Origin of the sequence: Janthinobacterium rivuli (assembly GCF_029690045.1) — a bacterium.
GTDB classification, from domain to species: Bacteria; Pseudomonadota; Gammaproteobacteria; order Burkholderiales; family Burkholderiaceae_D; genus Janthinobacterium; species Janthinobacterium rivuli.
This window is the reverse complement of record NZ_CP121464.1, coordinates 2,338,760-2,357,299: the sequence shown is the minus strand read 5'-3', so window position 1 is coordinate 2,357,299 and position 18,540 is coordinate 2,338,760. Positions and strand designations below refer to the sequence as shown.

Sequence of the window (18,540 nt, the reverse complement as noted above, 5' to 3'; positions counted from 1 at the left end):
AGTAAAAAAAGCCCGCTGCGCAATGGCAGCGGGCAATACCGCGCAGGATGGGCGGCGGCAAGTGGTATTAAGGGTTGCTGCGCGTCCGGGACGAACTTATCTGTTCAGCACGTACTTCGCCAGACTGGCCGCGTCGGCTGCACTGAGCTGTCTGAACGGCGGCATGGGCACGGGCCCCCATTTGCCGGCGCCGCCACTGCGGATGTTGGCCGCCACGGCGGCGGCACCATCCTTGCCCTTGTACCTGGCTGCCACCTCGGTAAAACCCGGGCCGACCACTTTCTGGTCGAGCGCGTGACAAGCCATGCAGCCGTTCGTCGCCAGCAAGGTTTTCACGTCCTTGCCGCTGGCGGCCGGTGCAGCAGCAACAGACTTCGCGGCCACAGCAGCAAGGGTGGCCGCGCCCCGTTCCGCACCATAGGTTTTCACCAGGTAATCGACCATGGCCGGCATGTCCGCGTCGTCAAACTGGGCGCCGAATGGCTTTTTCATTTTCTTGACGGTCGCTTCCCAGTAGGCGCGCGGCGAAGCGGGCGGCTGGCTCGATGCGTACTGGGCCGCGTGGCACGTCATGCAGTTGCGCTGCACCAGTTGGTAGCCGGGCAATTCGCTGGGTTTATAAGTCGCCGTTTCCGGTGGCAAATGGATTTCCAGCGCGCACGCGCCGCCCGCCGCCGACAGTGCCAGCGCGGCAAACAAGATCTTCATATGGTTCTCCTCAGACTGCCTGGATGTGCGTGGTTTCCACCACGTTGCGCATATAACCCATGGGATTCCACAGGGCTTTCATGGGCTGGCTCTGGCCGATGCGGTTGACGGCGCGCACCATCAGCACATGCTTGCCCTTGCGCGGCGCCTTCATGACCATCGTCCACTCGCGGAACGAAAAGCGTCCCAGGTCCTTGCCCAGCTTGGCTTCCTGCCACGTCTGGCCGCCGTCCACCGATACGCTCACCTCGCTGATGCCCTGGCCGCCGTCAAAAGCGATGCCGCGCAGCGCCAGGTCGCGCCCCGCTTTCACCTGCGCGCCATCTTGCACGCTGGTAATGAACGAGCGCACGTTGAGGCGGCTGATCGGCGTCGTCTTGCCCACGGGCGCGCCCGGTTCGATGAAGCCGGAGCCGTTGTCCGGAATGCGGTAGCCCGTGCTCATCCAGAAGCCGTCAAACGGCTTGTCGAGCACGGTGATGTCGCTCAGGTGCTTGACCCAGTAAGTGCCATAGAACCCTGGCACGATCAGGCGCAGCGGATAGCCGTTCAGGAAAGGAATGTCCTCGCCATTCATGGCCCAGGCCAGCATGACGTCGCCTGCCATGATGTGCTCGACCGACAGGGCTTTCTGGAAATCGGGGCCGTCGCCCACGGGCGGCGTTTCCAGTCCATTGAAGGCCACTTGCACGGCGCTGGCCGCGATGCCGGCCTTTTCCAGCACGGTTTTCAGGGGGATACCCGTCCAGCGGGCATTGCCCATGGCGCCATTGCCCAGCTGTCCGCCGTTCGCGCGCGGGGCAAAGAAGCCGCGGCTGTTGCCCGAACATTGCGTCACGGCCACCACCTCGACGGGCGCGGCCAGCTGTTTCAGCTCGCCCAGCGACAATTCCAAAGGCGTTTTGACGAGGCCGGCTATGCGCAGCCGGTAACTGCCACCATCGATGCTGGTGGGCAAGCCGCTCCAGTGGTAGCGCACGAAAAACGCGTCGTTGGGCGTGATCGCGCCTTCATTGAACACGCTGAACGGCGTTTCCAGCTGGGGCGGACGGCTGGTCAGCAGGATCAGCGGACGCTTTTGCGGGAAGGCCACCAGTTCGCGCTCGCCATTTTCAAACGGCAAAGTGATGGAATCCGCCAAGGCTGGGCCGGCCACGGCGGCGGCGCCCAGGGCGGCCGTCGTGCGCAGGAAGCGGCGCCGGCCTGCGGGCAACAAGGTCGTGTCAGACATGTTTGAGCTCCACTTTGGCTTCGTTGTCGCCGTTGCGGTCGTCGTTGACCAGTTTCTTGATGTAGTACATGACGCTCAGGATGACTACGCTCAACAGGCCGAACCAGAACGACACGCGCTGCTCCGTATCGGACGACACGCTCATGGCGCCCAGGATCACCAGCATGGCGATGATGGTGAAATACGTCAGGTAGGGAAACAGCCACATGCGCACCTTGATGCGTTCCGGGCATTCGCGTTCCAGGCGGCGACGCAAACGCAATTGAGATATCGCAATGAGCAGGTAGACGAACAGGATCAGGATGCCGTAGGAATTGACGATGAAGGGGAATACGAGGTCGGCCGACACATACGAGACGGCAATGGCGAAATAGGCGAACAAGGTGCTGAACAAAATGGCGCGGATCGGCACGCCATTCTTGCTCAGCTTGACCAGGCCCGTGGGGGCGTCACCGCGGCGCGTCAGCGCGAAGATCATGCGCGACGAGGCGTACAGGCTGGAGTTCAGAGCCGACAGCACGGCCGTCAGAATGATGGCGTTCATGATGTGGGCCGCGTACGGGATATTCATGACGGTCAGGGCGCTGACGAATGGCGTGGCGATGGCCGGCGAATCCCAGGGCACGATGCAGACGACGACAAACATGGAGCCGACATAAAACATCAGCACGCGCGTGATGACGGAATTGGTGGCGCGGGCGATGGCCTTGGCAGGATCCGACGTTTCGGCGGCGGCGATGGTGACGATCTCGGCGCCCGAATAAAAGGCCGTGGCGGCGACGGCGCCACTGAGCACCGGTCCCCAGCCGTGCGGCATGAAGCCGCCGTTGCTGGTCAAAAAGCCCAGGGTCGGGATGCTGTTGGGCAAGCTGCCCGTGATGAACAGGGCGCCGACGAACAGGAAGACGATGATGGCGACGACCTTGATCGAGGCGAACCAGAATTCGAATTCGCCGAACGCTTTCACGGAGAACAGGTTGAGGATGGTCATCGAGACAAGCAGCACCAGGCTGATCGACCACGACGGCACGTCGGGCAGCCAGAAGTTGACGAGCTTGGCGCCGGCGATGGCTTCCAGCGCCACGACAACGACCCAGAAATACCAGTACATCCAGCCGCTCATGAAGCCGAGGAATTTCGACACTTTCGGCTTGTCGTCGAAGGCCAGGCGCGCATATTCGTAAAAGGAGCCGACCACGGGCAGGGACGAAGCCAGCTCGCCCAGCATGCGCATGATCAGGACGACGAGGCCGCCCGTGAGCAGAAAGGAAAGGATGGCGGCCGGGCCGGCGGCCTTGGCGATGACGCCGCTGCCGACGAAGAGGCCGGCGCCGATCACGCCGCCGATGGCGATCATGCTCATGTGGCGTTGCTTGAGCGAGTGCTGCAAGCCGGTACTGTTATGCGATTCGCTAATCATGTTTTGTCTCCTGAAAATCTCTGAAGCCCGGTGCGCCCTGCCTGCTGCGGCTTGTTCTTGCCGCGCGGCTTTGTTTTATTTAGGCAACACCGTCAAGCAGCATCGATACATCGTGTGAATCAGTCTGGTTGGCCGCATTCCATAAGTCAATCTGGAAATGCAGCGGCCCGGCGCGGCAGCCAAGGGGCAAGCGCGCTGGAGGTTACGTACAGTGAGGGTTGCTAAAAAAAAGGAGCGGCGGCAACACTTGTGGCGTGCGCGCCACTCCCGGGAACGTCTTACACCTTGCCCTTCCATGGCACGAGGGTACGTTCGAGGTAACGCATCATCAAATCAAACAGGAAAGCAAAGAAGCCGATCACGATGATGCCCATGATCACCACATCGCTGGCCAGGAACTCGGAAGCGCTCAGCACCATGTAACCGAGGCCGCGCGTGGCCGCCACCATTTCGCCCGCCACCAGGGTGGTCCAGCCCACGCCGATGCCGATGCGCATGCCGGTGAGAATTTCCGGTATCGCAGCACGCAAAATCACGTGCACGATGACCTGGAAACGGGTGGCGCCCATCGAATACGCAGCGTGGATTTGCTCCAGCGACACGGAGCTGACGCCGGCGCGGGCCGCAATCGCCATCGGCGCGAAGATGGCCAGAAAGATCAGGTAGACCTTCGAAAACTCGCCGATGCCGAACCAGATGATAACCAGTGGCAAGTAAGCAAGCGGCGGCAGCGGGCGGTAGAACTCGATCAAGGGATCGAAGATGCCGCGCGCCACGCGGTTGACGCCCATCATCACGCCGATGGGAATGGCGAACAAACAAGCCAGGCCAAAAGCGCCGAACACACGCACCAGACTGGCGACCGTGTGTTCCCACAGGGTGGCGCCGCCGAAACCGGTGGTGGCCGCCATGATGAATTTCTCGTAGACGGCTTGCGGCGACGGCAGGAACAGCGGTTTGACCATGCCGCTGGCCGTCACGCCGAACCACAGCAAGAGCACAGCGATGACGGTGACGGTAGCGATGCGGCTGGAATTGCCCTGCCCCGGCGCGCCGAACGCTTCGCCTGGCATGGCGCAGCGGGGAGCGAACAGGCGGCCAAAGAAGCCGGCGCGCTTGGCGGTGGCGGGAGGAAATCCCACGGCGGATGGGCTATGCATGAGACACCTCCAGCTCTTTATTGACAGCGCGCTCGTCGCCATAAATGATGTTGAGCACCGTTTCGCGCATCTTGATGAAGTCCGGGCTCGATTTCACGGCGCGCGCATCGCGGCATTCGAGGAAACGCTTGTTGAAATCGAGTTCATACGTGTGCGTGATGCGGCCCGGACGGGGCGACATGACGATCAGCCGGTTCGCCAGGAACAGCGCCTCGTCGACGCTGTGGGTAATGAAGAAGAACATGGTGCTGGACTTGGCCCAGATATCGAGCAGCAACTCCTGGATGGTTTCGCGCGTCAGCGCATCGAGCGCCGCCATCGGTTCATCCATCAGCAACATGGCGGGATTGCTGGTCAGGGCGCGGGCGATGCCCACCCTTTGCTGCATGCCGCCCGACAATTGATAAATCATATTGTCGTGAAAGTCCTTCAAGCCCACCAGCGCCAGGTTTTTCGCCGCCTGTTCGCGCCGCACGGCTTTCGCCACGCCTTGCAGCTTGAGGCCGAATTCCACGTTTTCCATCACGTTCAGCCATGGCAGCAAGGCATGCTTCTGGAACACGACGCCACGGTCGGCGCCCGGCCCTTCCACTTTATTGCTGCCCAACATGATTTCGCCCTTGGAGGGAGCGATAAAGCCCGCCATCAGGCTCAGCAAAGTGGTCTTGCCGCAACCCGAGGCACCGAGCGCGACGACGAAGTCGCCGCTATTGATGGTGAGATTGATATTATTTAAGGCATGTACGCGTTCACCGGCCGTCTTGCCCGGATAAATCACGCTGACATCCTTGACGTAGAGATTTTCCATCATGTGCCCCGCATAGGTGTAGTCACTTCAGTTCAACGCATTCTGTTCAGTCAGCGCGCCCGCAGGCGCGCCATCGCACAACGTTTACTTCAGCAGGCCGGCGGCCTGTGCATACCTGGGTGTCACATACTTGGCGTAATCTGTTGCCAGGGTGTCGATCTTGCCTTCGCCCTTCAAAAATTGCGCCGTGGCCAGCAAGGCTTGCGCCACGCCGCCCTTCGCGCCGCCACCGAGCCAGGCCGGCGACGCCTGCTCCTGCAGCGATGGATAGGCGTACAGGGCCACGGAAGCGGCCACGTCCTTGGCGGCCGCGCCCGAATGCTTGACGTTGGCTTTGACTTGCGGGGAATCGATGGTCCACGCTTTCGGATTGGCGCGGTAGTCGGCGTCGGCAGCGGCCATCACCTTGACGAACTTGGCCATGAAGTCGGCGTTCGCTTCGCCCCAGCCGCGCTCGACGGCCATGCCGTCAAACGTGGCTTTGCCCTTCTTGCTCAATTCGCCGGAGGTGACGAGCACCTTGCCGTTTTGCTTGAGCTTGCTCAAGGCCGGGTCCCACACGAAGGCCGCGTCGATGTCGCCGCGCTCCCAGGCAGCGGCGATCTGGTTCGGCTGCATGTTCAGCAATTTCACTTCCGTGGGCTTGATGCCCCACGTTTCCAGCGCGAACATGGTGTGGAAGTGCGTGGTGGAAACGAAAGGCACGGCGATTTTCTTGCCGCGCAGGTCGGTCGGCTTGGTGATGCCGGCGCCATTGCGGGCCACCATCGCTTCGGCTTCATTGATATCGTCGATGATCCAGAACAGCTGCAGGTCGACGCCGCGGCTGACGGCCGCCGTCAGGGGGCTGGAACCGATGACGCCGATCTGCACGTCGCCGGACGCCATGCCGGTGGCTACCTTGGCGCCCGAATCGAACTTGCGCCAGTTAATTTTATAGCCGGTGGTTTTTTCCACTTCGCCGCTGGCGATCGCCACCAGGAAGGGACCGTTGATTTCCTGGTAGGCAATCGTCACTTCCTTGCTTTGCGCAAAGGCGGTACCGCTGGAGGCCGCCACTACGCCCAGCACCAGGGTGCCGAGAATGGCGCGGCGCATCGTTGAAAAAACCGTTTTGCTCGGGGTTTTGCTCGTAATCGTGTTCATGTCTCACTCCAAGTTTATTGTTATGTGTGAACGTTCGGGCAATATCTGCTCCTTGCGGAACAGGCGCCGCTGGTTGCTCTTTGTCAACCATACGGCGGCTTGGTACGGCTACTGCTATTTAAAACACTTCATCCTTCAAGTGATACCAGCGGTACAGGAAGCGCTGGCCCAGGCGGCGGAACGGGGCGAAGGCTTGCGACTCGACCAGTTCCATCATGTTCGGATACGGCAGTTTGGAATTGAAGATCGGCAAGCCCGTGTCGCTGGCCTTGCCCGCGATGCGCTCGGCCATGCGCCGGCCCGCCTGCGCCGAGTACATCACGCCGTTGCCGCCGTAACCGAGCGAATAGAAGATCGATTGCTTCGGATCCGGTTGCACGATGCGCGGCATCATGTCGTGGCTGACGTCGACCCAGCCCCACCACGAATAATCGATGCCGATCCCGGTCAACGCGGGGAACTTGCGGTGCAGATCGTTGATCAAAAACTGTTTGTATTTCTCGTCCGGCGCGTCGGCGCCCGTGATGGCGCTGCGGCTGCCGATCTGTACGCGGTTGTCCGGCATCAAGCGGTAGTAGTGGCGCAGGATGCGCGTATCCGTGATCACCTGGTGGGTACGGAAATTGCACGCCGCGATTTCCGCCGGGGTCAACGGACGCGTGACGAGCGAGTTCGACAGAATCGGCAGCAAGCGGTTTTTCACTTGCGGGTGCAAGTGCGGCGAGGTGTAACCGCCTGTGGCCACGGCCACGGAGCGGGCGCGCACGACGCCGCCCGGCGTTTGCAGATAATGCACGCCGTTGCGCGTTTCCCAGCCCATCACCGGGCTGGACGGGTGTACCTTGGCGCCCAGCGCACGCGCCTTGCGCAAGTAGCCGAAGGCCAGCTTGCCCGCGTGGATGCCGATGCCTTCCGGCTCGTGCAGCGCGCCGGCCGCTTCCTTGTCGTCCACATACTCGCGCTTGACGGTGTCGGCGTCGAGGATGCGCGCGTCGTACTTGAAGATCTCGCGCATGATCTTGGCTTCCTTTTCCAGCGCGGGCATGGCTTTCGCCTTGTGGGCGATGTACAGGTGGCCGCCCGGCTGCGGGTCGCAATCGATGTCGGCCGTGATCTTCTTGAACGTTTCCATCGCGTCGCACACTTCCGTGTGCAGTTTCAGGGCCGTGTCCAGCCCATAGCGGTCTATCCACTGCGAGCGCTTCAGGCGGCCCGTCGTGCATTGCGCCTGGCCGCCATTGCGCGTGCTGCAGCCCCAGCTGACACGGTTCGCTTCCAGCACGGTGGCCTTGATGCCGTGTTCCTGGGCCAGGAAGATGGCGCAGGACAGGCCGGTAAAACCCGAGCCGATGATGGCCACGTCAACGTCGATGTCATGCGTGATGGGGCCGTCGTCGGCGGGCGGCTCGCCGGCCGTGCCGATCCAGTAGGTGGGCGCGTAGGCATTGCCGTGGCCGGGGCGCTGGGCCACCAGCGGATCGAAGGCGGGATCGTAGGGCGTGCGGGCGGCGGTGCTGTTGCCCAGTACGTCAGATGGGGTGTCGACAGGTTTGTTCATGGTCATTCCTGGTGAACGTACTGGCTCAGGCTTTGGCAGCCGTGACGACCGGTGGGCGATCCTTGCGGAAAGCGTTCTTCACGGCGATCTTGCCGTCGCGGAAAGTAAAAATGTCGACCATGCGCGCTTCGATGCGCGTGCCGTCCGCCTTGGTGCCGGCAAAGGTCGACTCCGTCACGCCGCGCTCGCCGCTGACGAAGTGCACGGGGTTAAGCCATGCCGCGTCGGGGAAGGTTTGCCAGGCCAGCTCAAAACCGGCACGCACGGCGTCGCGGCCGATAAAACTCTTGCCCAGCAAGTCAGGGCCGGCCACGGCGTGGAATTCGCAATCGTCGGCCATGGCGGCCATCAGGGCGTCGATATCATGGCGGTTCCAGGCATCGCCGAACGCTTGCAGGAAGTCAGTAGTGACAGCGGTGGTGACGGCGTCGGTAGGTACTCGTGTGTTCATTTTTGTCTCCGTGAGTCGAATTTGGTACTATTCGTTCCGTTTTTTAGTATTTTATTGAATTTAAGCTTAATGCTTGGGCTTGTCAAATCAAATAATCCAAATACCGGGACGTTTTGTATTCTTTATTGAAATAGCGATGAAGAAGTGACAATGTGTGAGAATTTCGACACAGCGCTGTGTCGGATTACGCCGGGCTTGCGCCCGGCTAATCCGACCTACGCACATGCAGTGGCGTAGGTTGGATTAACCCAGAGGGCGTAATCCAACAACACCATCACATCAAACGTAATCTTTATATTTGTCCAGGTGACGCACAGGTTTACTCAGCGCATCCCGGCGGAACGGGTCGCCCAATTCACGCGTGCACATGATTTCAATGATGGTGGTCTTGCCTTCATTCATTTGCATGTCGATCGCCTTTTTCAGCGCCGGCCCCACGTCTTCCAGCTTGTCGACCGTGATGCCTTCGGCGCCCATGGCCCGCGCGATCTCGGCAAAGCTCTGGTTGTCGAGTTCACCGGCGACGAAGCGGCGGTTGTAGAAATCCACCTGGTTTTTCTTTTCCGCGCCCCACTGGCGGTTGTGGAACACCACGGCCGTCACGGGAATGTTGTGGCGCACGCAGGTCATCGTTTCCATCAAGCTCATACCCCAGGCGCCGTCGCCCGCATACGACACGGCCGGACGGTGCGGCGCGGCCACTTTCGCGCCGATGATGGTCGGAAACGCATAGCCGCAGTTGCCAAAGCTCATGGCCGCAAAGAAGCTGCGCGGCTTTTCAAAGCGCAGATAGCTGTTGGCCACCGAGTTGATGTTGCCGATGTCGGTCGATACCATCACGTCTTCCGGCATGGCTTTTTCCAGTTCGCGCAAGACCTGGCGCGGGTGCAGATAGCTGCCCGGCTCTTTCTTTTGTTCTTCGATCATGTCCAGGCTGTACGCATCTTTTTCGTGCGTCCAGTTCGTCAATTCCTCTTCCCATGCCGCCTTCTCCGCTTGCACGGTGGCGTAGCGCTCGTCGCGCGTCGCATCGCAGTCGAGCGTCTTGCCATCCAGGCGCGCAATAATCGCCTTGGCGGCCGCCTTGGCGTCGCCGCAGATGCCCACCGAAATCTTTTTCACCAGCCCGAGCATCTTGTTGTCCGCATCGATCTGGATGATCTTGGCGTTTTTCGGCCAGTAATCCATGCCGTGCTGCGGCAAGGTGCCGAACGGTCCCAGGCGCGAGCCGAGGGCCACGACGACGTCGGCCTGGGCGATCAGTTTCATGGCTGCCTTGGAACCCTGGTAGCCGAGCGGGCCGCACCACAGCGGATGGCTGGCGGGAAACGAGTCGTTGTGCAGATAGCTGTTGACGACGGGTGCGCCGAGGCGTTCGGCCAGCGCCTTGCACTCTTCAATCGCTTCGCCCATGACGACGCCGCCGCCCGAGATGATCACAGGGAACTTGGCCTTGGCCAGCAATTCCGCCGCATCATTGAGGCTTTGTTCGCCGCCGGCGCCGCGATCCAGGCGGTTCGGTTTCGGGATTTCCGCCTTGATTTCGCCATAGAAATAGTCGCGCGGGATATTCAGTTGCGTCGGGCCCATTTCCGACATGGCGCGGTCAAAGCAGCGGCCCGTAAATTCCGCCATGCGGGCGGGATTCGTCACATGGCCCTGGTATTTCGTAAATTCCTCGAACATCGGCAGCTGATTCGCTTCCTGGAAGCCGCCCAGGCCCATGCTCATGGTGCCCGTTTCCGGCGTGATGATCACGACGGGGGTGTGCGCCCAGTAGGCGGCGGCGATGGCGGTGACGCAATTGCTGATGCCGGGGCCGTTCTGGCCGATGACGACGCCATGGCGGCCCGAGACGCGGGCATAGCCGTCAGCCATGTGGCCGGCGCCCTGCTCGTGCACGACGGGGATCAAACGGATGCCGGCCGGGGCAAAAATGTCCATCGGGTCCATGAAGGCCGAGCCCATGATACCGAACATGTCGGTCACGCCATTGGCGGCCAGGGTTTCCACGAACGCTTCGGAAGGCGTCATCTTTTGCGGGCCGGTGGGGGGGGGGCACTGCGGCGGCGGCTTTTTGCTCGGTCATGTCATTCATGGGTGTCTCCTGGTCTGTGGTGATAAGCTTCGTCTAAATTATCAAAAAACGGTATATTTTGTTCCGAAATTTGATATACAATTCAATTTAAGCGTTCAGCAATCAAAAGTCAAACAGAATTTCGAGGAAACGGTACAATTTGAGTTCGAAAATGAAATAACACTCAGACAGACAACCGAGGCCACCATGGACATGATTTCATCCCCAAAACTTGAGCCGGAAAAACTGGAAGGCGACACGCCCACGATGCGTTTGTTTGCCTTGCTGGAAGTGATTGCCGAAAAAGACCAGTTGCTGTCGCTGCAAGCGCTGGTGGAAGAGACGGGTCTACCAAAACCCACCTTGCACCGCATGCTGCAACAGCTGGAAAGCGTGGGCGTGCTGCAGCGCGAAAGCGATGGTCGCCACTACAGCACGGGCGTGCGCCTGCGCCGCCTGGCGTCGAACCTCTTGATTAACAACACTTTCCATGGCGCCCGCCGCATGGTCTTGCGCCAGCTGGTCGAGGAAGTGGGCGAAAGCTGCAACCTGACGGCCTTCAGCGGCAGCGAAGTGGTGTACCTGGACCGGGTGGAAACGGCGGCGCCGCTGCGCTTCTACCTGCATCCCGGTTCGCGCGTGCCGGCCCACTGCTCGTCCAGCGGCAAGCTGTTCCTGGCGCAAATGACGCCCGTACAACGGCGCCGCCTGCTGGGCCATATGGAATTGACGCGCTTTACGGACAAGACGGAAACGGACCCCGTCAAGCTGGAACGCGAACTGGAACTGGTGCGCCGCAACGGCTATGCGCTGGACGACGAGGAATTCCTGCCCGGCCTGCTGTGCGTGGCCGTGCTGGTGCCGAACCCGAACGGCCGCTCGAACCTGGCCGTGGCCATCCAGGCGCCCATCATCCGTTTGACGCACGACAAGGCTTTACATTTCTTGCCAGCATTGCAGCGCGCCGCGCAAGCCCTGGCCGCCATCGAATCGGAAACCATGCCGACGACGGGCGGGGACGACGACGCATTGCAAACCGGTAATTCCGCAACTCACACATAACCGCCGTAGCGCCCATGCTGCGGTTTCACAGGAGAACAAGGTGCCCGATTCACGCCAACATCCCCCCGCCGCAGCGGCGCAAACCTTGCAGTCCGTGCGCAGCCTGTTCGATATCGACAGCGACCTGCTCGTGCCCGTCTTCACGGAGCGCGATCCGCACGTGCCCGACATCGACCCCGCCTACCGCTTCAACAAGGATGTGACCCTGGCGATACTGGCCGGCTTCACCCACAACCGCCGCGTGATGGTGCAGGGCTTGCACGGCACGGGCAAGTCCACGCACATCGAGCAAGTGGCGGCGCGCTTGAACTGGCCTTGCGTGAGGGTCAACCTCGACGGCCACATCAGCCGCCTGGACCTGGTCGGCAAGGACGCCATCGTGCTGCGCGAGCAGCAGCAAGTGACCGAATTCCAGGAAGGCATCGTGCCCTGGTCCTTGCAGCGCCCCGTGGCGCTGATCTTCGACGAGTACGATGCGGGCCGCCCCGACGTGATGTTCGTCATCCAGCGCATCCTCGAACGCGATGGCAAATTTACTTTGCTCGACCAGAACCGTGTCATCACGCCGCACCCCCACTTCCGTTTGTTCGCCACCTCGAACACGGTGGGCCTGGGCAACCTGAACGGCATGTACCACGGCACGCAAGTGCTCAATCACGCGCAGATCGACCGCTGGAACATCGTTGCCACCTTGAATTATCTGCCGCAGGACGAGGAAACGCAGATCGTGCTGGCGCGTGTCCCCGCCATGAACGACGAGGCGGGCCGCCAGCTGGCCGCCCGCATGGTGGCCGTGGCCAGCCTCACGCGCCACGGTTATGCGGCGGGCGACCTGGCTTGTCTGATGTCGCCGCGCACGGTGATCACCTGGGCGGAGAATTGCCAGATCTTCCGCGACCCGGCCCTGGCCTTCCGCCTGTCCTTTCTCAACAAATGCGACGAGGCCGAGCGGCCCATGGTGGCCGAGTATTACCAGCGCTGTTTCAATGAGGAATTGCTGGCGAGCCAGGCATGAACGCCGAAGCCATCATTCCTGCCGCCTACACGCGCGAGCAGCAGGAAACGGATGAGCTGTGCGCGGGCGCCATCCGCGCCCTCAGCGGTTCTCCCTCGATACGCTACCGGGGCCGGCGCCTGCACGACGGCCACCGCCCGCTGCCCATCCATGCGGCCCATCTGCAGCCCGATGCGGCGCTGCAGGATTTGCCCTCCTTGCGCGGCGCGGCCGACAGCGTGGCCCTGCGCCTGCTGCACACGGATGCCGCCCTGCACAAGTCCCTGTGTCCGCTTGACCCCGTGGCGCGCCTCGTCTTCGAGCTGCTGGAACAGTTAAGGGTGGAAACGCTTGCGCCAGATCAACATGCCGGCGTGATCGCCAACCTGCGCCACCGTTTCACGGCCTGGTCGCACGCGTTTTACGATTCCGGCCTGGCGGAAGGCGCATCGGGCTTGCTCTTGTATACAGTGTTCCAGATGTGCTGGTCGCGCCTGACGGCCAGGCCCGTGCTGGAAAAGACGGAAGATTTTATCGAGGCCACGCGCTGGTCCGTGTCCTCAACACTGAGCGGCGACCTGGCTGGCTTGCGCCGCCACCGTGCCGACCAGGCGGCCTTTGCACGGCACGCGCTGGCCATCGCCCACGCCGTCGATGCCATGCTGAAAGACGCGCAAACGGCGCGCGACGGCAGCCAGGACGATGGGGGCGATGCCAAGGCGCAGGCAGCCTTCAAGCTGCTGCTCGATTTCGACAGCGATAACGACAATATTCCAGACGCCGCCCCGCTGGGCGAGAGCAGCGCCTTCAGCGATGGCGATGGCGGCTACAAGGCGTACTCCACGGCCTATGACCGCGAGGAAAAAGCGGGCGAGCTCGTGCGCCGCGCCCTGCTGCTCGACTACCGCGAACGCATGGATGCCCGCATCGCCAGCCTGGGCATCAACACGGCACGTCTGGCGCGGCGGTTCACGCAATTGCTGGCCGTGCCCCAGCGCGATGGCTGGTCATTTGGCGAAGAAGAGGGGTATATCGATGGCCGGCGGCTGGCGCAGCTGATCAGTTCGCCGTCCGAGCGCAGGCTGTTTCGCAAGGAACAATTCCTGCCGCAATCCGATTGCCTGGTGTCCTTTCTCGTCGATTGTTCCGGCTCCATGAAGACGCATGCGGAATCCGTGGCCGTGCTGCTCGACATTCTGTTGCGCGCGCTGGACCAGGCCGGCATCACCACCGAATTGCTGGGCTTTACGACGGGCGCCTGGAACGGAGGACGAGTCAAGCGCGACTGGATGCGCGCCCGCTCGCCCGCCAATCCGGGCCGCTTGAATGAACTCGTGCACATGGTGTTCAAGGATGGGGATACGAGCTGGCGCCGCGCGCGGCCCGACATCGCGGCCCTGCTGAAGGCGGATTTGTACCGCGAAGGCGTCGATGGCGAAGCCGTGGACTGGGCGTGCACGCGCATGCTGGCGCGTCCGGAACGGCGGCGAATCCTGCTCGTCGTCTCCGACGGTTGCCCGATGGATACGGCCACGAATCTGGCCAACGACGAGTTTTACCTGGCGCAACATCTGAAACAGGTGGTGGCGCGCCGCGAAGCGCAGGGCGCCGTGGAAATCTGCGGCCTGGGACTGGGCCTGGACCTGGGCGCCTACTACAGCCGTAGCCTGGCCACCACCCTGCCCGCCTCGCTGAACAATGAGCTGTTCAGCGAGATCGCGCAGTTGCTCGGTGGACGCAAACGCTAGCGGTTCAACTCACCTCGTAGCGCACGGCATGCGCTTCCATCGGCAGCGGGATTTCCCAGTTCCACAGCATCGCTTGCAGCTTCTTGTTGCTGAGCGATGTGTCGCGCTGGCCGTTGCGCCGCAGTAATTCCTTGCGCGGCTGTTCCAGGTACACGAGCTCCACCTGCGCGTTGTACTTGTACAGCAGGTTGAGCGTCTTTTCGCGCATCAGCTTGGACAGGTGCGTGGCGTTCCACACGAACGGTTCGCCCTTGCGCAACAGTTCGCGCGCCCGCTCTTCCGCATAGTCGCCCACCTGCCCTTCGTTCTTGCCGTGCTTCAAGCCCAGGGCCGTGCGCGCATCGTCAAACGACACGACGGGCAGGCGCGGATGGTGTTTCTCCACCCACGTATTCTTGCCCGACGCGGGCAAGCCCGACATGACGATCACGTACGAACCCGCTTCCTGGAACAGGGAATAATCGGGATGCGCCTCGGCGCCGCGAAAATATTTGACGCGCGTGTGGTCGTCGACAAAGGCGCGCCGCTGTCCATAACAGCCCTCCTCGCGCGCCAGTTCGCGGAACAGCTCGATGGCGTCGAGTATGCGCTGCGGATCGGGACAGATGCGCCCGCGAATATCGGCTTCGGCCAGCATGGCCAGCAGGCGGATATCGACTTGCCACGACAGTTCGCGCACGGTGAACTCGGGCGTGACGCCGCGCCGCGATGTTTCCAGCGCAAAGAACGGCACCTGGTGCACATTGATCAGGCGGCAGATCTCTTCGCGCGCGGCAAACGGCACGTCGCCATCCCACAGGGCGATGCGCGCATCGAGGGCGCCCTTGCGCGAGTGGCCCGGCTGGCCGATGGCGCCCGTCACGGGGTCGATCACCGTGGTGCTGCACTTGGCCACGTCGTGCAGCAAGGCGGCGAGAAACACGATTTCCTGTTCCGCCCGCGTGGCTTGCTGATATTCAAGCATGCCCAGCAGGGATTCGACCACCATCATCGTATGCGTCCACACATCGCCTTCCGCGTGGTACACGGGGTTTTGCGGCGTCGTCTTGGCCAGTTCCAGCTGGGGAAAGGCGGCCAGGCAAGCGTTGAAATCGGGCGACTGGCCCGGCATGGGCACCAGTTGTTGCAGGGTTTTCCAGTGCATCATGTTGTACTCCTCGATAAAACTGCCAGTTCGTCGAGCGACCGGCAGGTGTGTAAACCCAGGCTTTCCCACGTGACGAGCGGCTGCGGTGCGTACAGGTCCACGCCCTCGGCCAGCTGGTTCGGGATCAAGGGCCGCGTGCTGTGGTGCGAACCGCTGTCGAGGATGGTTTGCGTAAAGTCATGGCGCACCAGCTTGTAGCGGGCCAGCACTTGCTCGTCGTCTTCCACTTTCAGGTACAGGCCTTCCGCGTGGTCGGACTTGTCCGTCTGCTTCCAGCACAGGTCCAGCGGCAGGCGTTCGCGCGCCACCGCTCCTTCGAAAGCGTCGCGCCACAGCCGGGACTTGGCCAGCGAATGGCGCAGCAGCTGCCACAGCTGCTTTGGCGACGTAGGCATCAATCCCGCATACAGCACGGGGACGGACAGCACGGGCGAGCCGGCCAGCATGGCGTGGCGGCGCGCCGTCGACAAAAACATCTGGCTGCGGCGGCAATACACGTCGAACTCGTTGAAGTAATGGGGCAGCCGGTCGTAAAACACGGAATGCTTGCTGTACGACCATTCGCCAAACAGCACATACTGGTCTTCCAGCAGGTGCAGCAAGGCGTGCTCATGCGCATGCGCCCACGGTTTCAACAGGTTGAACTGGCGTTCGCTGCCGCCGCCCGCCAGATAGTGGCCGCGCGACTGCAGCAGCACCTCGCCCGCATCGCTGAACGACACGGCGGAGTTGGCGCCATCGATTTTTTCCTCGATGACGACGTACTGGCCGGCCAGCTTTTTCAGGGGCATCTGGTCGGAACCGTCGTCGCCGTCCTGCAGGCGCGAGCCTTCCAAGTGCGGCGTGCGCGGATATTTGAATAAGGGCAAAGATTGTAAAAACATAGCGTCCCACGCCGCGTTCACCGGGGCGTGTCCATACAGGGTCAGGGGTGCTGACGACGTGTTCGGGCGTGGACGATCAAGAGCGTAGTCTTGGATACGTGTGCGGATGGAACAAAAACAGTGCCGCAGCAATCGGGGGCGTCAACGCGCCGAACGATGCTGCAGAGAGCATTTCGTCAGCGTTAGCAGGTGATGGCGAAGTAGCGAGGCACTTTTGGCTCCAATAAGGAAGAGGTTCTAGAAAGAACCGGAAATATAACGGCAGTTTAATTATTTTGCAAGCGCCGCACGCTTGGAGACTAGCCCAGCAATTGCGGCACGGCCGCCGCCATCAGCGAAATGCCGATCAAGGTCAGCACGGCAAACGCGATGCGGCGCATGCCGCGCTGGGCGATCGGCGGCGGGTAGCGCTTGCCGGCCATCGTGGCCAGCACGCCCACGGGCAAGGCCAGCGAGCACAGCAACAGCACTTTTGCGTCCAGCTGGCCCTGGCTACCCGCCATCAGCGAGCGTCCGCCCGCGCTGATGGCAAACAAAAAGATCAGGCTGTAGCGGATGGTTTTCAGACTCATTTCCTGGCGGTAGAACTGGTACACGAGCGGTGGCCCGGCCAGCGAAAACAGGCCCGAGAACAGGCCGCCGCACACGCCGCTGATGAAGAAGCTGCGTTTATCCGCCGCGCCCGGTCCCGGCGGCGCTTGCAGCAGGATGCTGACGCCGCCATATACGATGGCCGCGCCCAATAACAGATGCAGCAAGGGCGCATACGCCTGGTCCAGGTAGCCGAGCAGCAACACGCCGGCCGCCATGGCGGGCAGCAAACCGATGCTGGCTGCGCGGATGGCGCGCCAGTCCAGGTGGTGCAAGGCGCCCGGCAAGGCCACGAGGCAATTGGCCAGGGACAACAAACTGACGAGGGCCGCCAGCGCCGGCACGGGCGCCAGGCCCAGGCCGCTGGCCACGCCCATGACGATCATGCCCAGGCCAAAGCCCGTGACGGTCTGGAAGTACGTGCCCGCCGCCACTACGCCCAGCAGCGCCAGCACGGGCCAGCTGAACAACTCAGCGCCCACCCTGGGCCTGCACGGACGTGACCGCAATCACGTTATAGACATCGTCGGCGCTGCAACCGCGCGACAGATCGTTGGCGGGCTTCTTCAAGCCTTGCAGCAAGGGGCCGATGGCGACGGCGCCGCCCATGCGCTCGGCCAGCTTGTAGCCGATATTGCCCGCGTCCAGGTTCGGGAACACCAGCACATTCGCGCGGCCGTTGACGACGGAATCCTTGACTTTTCTCTGGGAAATCTCGGCCACGATGGCCGCATCGAGCTGCACGTCGCCATCGATGGCCAGCAGCGGACGCTGGGCCTTGACCCGGTCTGTTGCCGCATGCACCTTGTCGACGGCCGCGTGGTGGGCGCTGCCGCTGGTGGAAAACGACAGCATGGCCACGCGCGGTTCTTCCATCAGCAAGGCTTGCGCGCTGTCGGCGGCGGCCATGGCGATGTCGGCCAATTCCTCGGCTTTCGGATCGACCACGAGGGCGCAGTCGGAAAAGATGAAGCCGCCCTTGAGGCTGTGGAATGGTTCGCACAGCATCATCAGGAAAAAGCTGGACACGAGCTTGAAGGCCGGATCGACGCCGATGATCTGGATGGCGCTGCGCACCACGTCGGCCGTCGTGTGCACGGCCCCCGCCACGCAGCCGTCCGCGTCGCCCAGGCGCACCATCAGGTTGGCATAGCACAAGGGTTCCTGCACGGCGATCCTCGCCTGCTCCACCGTCATGCCCTTGGCCTGGCGCAGCACGAACAATTGCTGGGCATAGTGTTCCGACTCGTCAGACGTTGCCGGATCGACCAGGCGCACGGCGTCCAGGTCCAGCGCGTGTTCCCGCGCCAGGGCCAGGATGGCGGCCGGCTTGCCGACGATGGTGATGTGCGCCAGGCCTTCGGCAGCGGCACGCGCGGCCGCCTGCAGCACGCGCACATCGCCGCCTTCGCACAAGACGATGTTTTTCGGCACGGCGCGGGCTTGCGCGATGATGCGGTGCAGGGCTTTCATGGCGACTCCAATTCGGTAAAAAAATGCCGGAACCATGGAAGCACAAAGATGGCTCCGGCACATAAAACCCGGCGCGATTGCC

At 62.2% G+C, this 18,540-nt stretch carries 16 protein-coding genes; 3 read left to right on the top strand and 13 right to left on the bottom strand.

The features are described 5' to 3' along the window. Window positions 1-96: 96 nt before the first annotated feature. The 9 genes from P9875_RS10835 to xsc all read right to left on the bottom strand — a co-directional run bounded on the left by P9875_RS10835 (window position 97) and on the right by xsc (window position 10,516). Window positions 97-708: a c-type cytochrome gene (locus P9875_RS10835; protein WP_099402677.1), complete on the bottom strand. Its 612-nt coding sequence runs from the start codon at window positions 706-708 to the stop codon at window positions 97-99. 10 nt (window positions 709-718) lie between these two features. Continuing rightward, on the bottom strand, window positions 719-1,939 hold the full coding sequence (locus tag P9875_RS10830; RefSeq protein ID WP_278318365.1) for a molybdopterin-dependent oxidoreductase: 1,221 nt from the start codon (window positions 1,937-1,939) through the stop codon (window positions 719-721). Further along, window positions 1,932-3,359 (bottom strand): amino acid permease, encoded by a 1,428-nt coding sequence (locus P9875_RS10825; protein WP_099402675.1) that lies wholly within the window; start codon window positions 3,357-3,359, stop codon window positions 1,932-1,934. Before P9875_RS10825 ends, P9875_RS10830 begins: the two co-directional genes overlap by 8 nt. A gap of 278 nt (window positions 3,360-3,637) precedes the next feature. Beyond that, entirely contained in the window at window positions 3,638-4,432 is a 795-nt protein-coding gene (locus P9875_RS10820) for an ABC transporter permease subunit (protein ID WP_051959683.1), read from the bottom strand. A 79-nt stretch (window positions 4,433-4,511) separates the two neighbouring features. Then, window positions 4,512-5,327, bottom strand: a complete 816-nt coding sequence (locus P9875_RS10815; RefSeq protein ID WP_035828937.1) for a taurine ABC transporter ATP-binding protein — start codon at window positions 5,325-5,327, stop codon at window positions 4,512-4,514. Between the two features lie 84 nt (window positions 5,328-5,411). Continuing rightward, entirely contained in the window at window positions 5,412-6,473 is a 1,062-nt protein-coding gene (gene tauA / locus P9875_RS10810; RefSeq protein ID WP_423221835.1) for a taurine ABC transporter substrate-binding protein, read from the bottom strand. 118 nt (window positions 6,474-6,591) lie between these two features. Then, a complete protein-coding gene (locus P9875_RS10805; protein ID WP_278318364.1) occupies window positions 6,592-8,031 on the bottom strand; it encodes an NAD(P)/FAD-dependent oxidoreductase in 1,440 nt (479 codons plus the stop codon). Between the two features lie 25 nt (window positions 8,032-8,056). Then, on the bottom strand, window positions 8,057-8,482 hold the full coding sequence (locus P9875_RS10800; RefSeq protein WP_051959513.1) for a nuclear transport factor 2 family protein: 426 nt from the start codon (window positions 8,480-8,482) through the stop codon (window positions 8,057-8,059). A 279-nt stretch (window positions 8,483-8,761) separates the two neighbouring features. After that, window positions 8,762-10,516: a sulfoacetaldehyde acetyltransferase gene (gene xsc, locus P9875_RS10795; RefSeq protein ID WP_278318363.1), complete on the bottom strand. Its 1,755-nt coding sequence runs from the start codon at window positions 10,514-10,516 to the stop codon at window positions 8,762-8,764. Between the two features lie 256 nt (window positions 10,517-10,772). Between xsc and P9875_RS10790 the strand changes: the two genes are divergently transcribed. Genes P9875_RS10790 through P9875_RS10780 form a run of 3 tightly spaced genes read left to right on the top strand, consistent with a single transcriptional unit; the run spans window position 10,773 to window position 14,363 of the window. Next, on the top strand, window positions 10,773-11,621 hold the full coding sequence (locus tag P9875_RS10790) for an IclR family transcriptional regulator (RefSeq protein ID WP_374106449.1): 849 nt from the start codon (window positions 10,773-10,775) through the stop codon (window positions 11,619-11,621). Window positions 11,622-11,661: 40 nt separating this feature from the next. Further along, window positions 11,662-12,636 (top strand): AAA family ATPase, encoded by a 975-nt coding sequence (locus P9875_RS10785; RefSeq protein WP_278318362.1) that lies wholly within the window; start codon window positions 11,662-11,664, stop codon window positions 12,634-12,636. Further along, window positions 12,633-14,363, top strand: a complete 1,731-nt coding sequence (locus tag P9875_RS10780; RefSeq protein ID WP_278318361.1) for a cobaltochelatase CobT-related protein — start codon at window positions 12,633-12,635, stop codon at window positions 14,361-14,363. Before P9875_RS10785 ends, P9875_RS10780 begins: the two co-directional genes overlap by 4 nt. Before the next feature lie 4 nt (window positions 14,364-14,367). Here the strand turns inward: P9875_RS10780 and P9875_RS10775 are convergent, their stop codons facing one another. The 4 genes from P9875_RS10775 to pta all read right to left on the bottom strand — a co-directional run bounded on the left by P9875_RS10775 (window position 14,368) and on the right by pta (window position 18,458). Next, window positions 14,368-15,510, bottom strand: a complete 1,143-nt coding sequence (locus tag P9875_RS10775) for an AAA family ATPase (protein ID WP_423221834.1) — start codon at window positions 15,508-15,510, stop codon at window positions 14,368-14,370. Continuing rightward, window positions 15,507-16,394, bottom strand: coding sequence for an RNA ligase family protein (locus P9875_RS10770; protein ID WP_278318360.1), 888 nt, complete (start codon window positions 16,392-16,394; stop codon window positions 15,507-15,509). The genes P9875_RS10775 and P9875_RS10770 overlap by 4 nt, the downstream gene beginning before the upstream one ends. Window positions 16,395-16,693: 299 nt before the next feature. After that, on the bottom strand, window positions 16,694-17,455 hold the full coding sequence (locus P9875_RS10765; protein ID WP_225240641.1) for a sulfite exporter TauE/SafE family protein: 762 nt from the start codon (window positions 17,453-17,455) through the stop codon (window positions 16,694-16,696). Between the two features lies 1 nt (window position 17,456). Beyond that, on the bottom strand, window positions 17,457-18,458 hold the full coding sequence (gene pta / locus P9875_RS10760; protein WP_278318359.1) for a phosphate acetyltransferase: 1,002 nt from the start codon (window positions 18,456-18,458) through the stop codon (window positions 17,457-17,459). Window positions 18,459-18,540 lie beyond the last annotated feature (82 nt).

Bases quoted from the DNA above. Each gene is read 5' to 3' on its own strand.
- P9875_RS10835 (WP_099402677.1), bottom strand. From the start codon at position 708: ATGAAGATCTTGTTTGCCGCGCTGGCACTGTCGGCGGCGGGCGGCGCG.
- P9875_RS10830 (WP_278318365.1), bottom strand. From the start codon at position 1,939: ATGTCTGACACGACCTTGTTGCCCGCAGGCCGGCGCCGCTTCCTGCGC.
- P9875_RS10825 (WP_099402675.1), bottom strand. From the start codon at position 3,359: ATGATTAGCGAATCGCATAACAGTACCGGCTTGCAGCACTCGCTCAAG.
- P9875_RS10820 (WP_051959683.1), bottom strand. From the start codon at position 4,432: ATGCCAGGCGAAGCGTTCGGCGCGCCGGGGCAGGGCAATTCCAGCCGC.
- P9875_RS10815 (WP_035828937.1), bottom strand. From the start codon at position 5,327: ATGGAAAATCTCTACGTCAAGGATGTCAGCGTGATTTATCCGGGCAAG.
- tauA (WP_423221835.1), bottom strand. From the start codon at position 6,473: ATGAACACGATTACGAGCAAAACCCCGAGCAAAACGGTTTTTTCAACG.
- P9875_RS10805 (WP_278318364.1), bottom strand. From the start codon at position 8,031: ATGAACAAACCTGTCGACACCCCATCTGACGTACTGGGCAACAGCACC.
- P9875_RS10800 (WP_051959513.1), bottom strand. From the start codon at position 8,482: ATGAACACACGAGTACCTACCGACGCCGTCACCACCGCTGTCACTACT.
- xsc (WP_278318363.1), bottom strand. From the start codon at position 10,516: ATGACGCCTTCCGAAGCGTTCGTGGAAACCCTGGCCGCCAATGGCGTG.
- P9875_RS10790 (WP_374106449.1), top strand. From the start codon at position 10,773: ATGATTTCATCCCCAAAACTTGAGCCGGAAAAACTGGAAGGCGACACG.
- P9875_RS10780 (WP_278318361.1), top strand. From the start codon at position 12,633: ATGAACGCCGAAGCCATCATTCCTGCCGCCTACACGCGCGAGCAGCAG.
- P9875_RS10775 (WP_423221834.1), bottom strand. From the start codon at position 15,510: ATGATGCACTGGAAAACCCTGCAACAACTGGTGCCCATGCCGGGCCAG.
- P9875_RS10770 (WP_278318360.1), bottom strand. From the start codon at position 16,394: ATGTTTTTACAATCTTTGCCCTTATTCAAATATCCGCGCACGCCGCAC.
- pta (WP_278318359.1), bottom strand. From the start codon at position 18,458: ATGAAAGCCCTGCACCGCATCATCGCGCAAGCCCGCGCCGTGCCGAAA.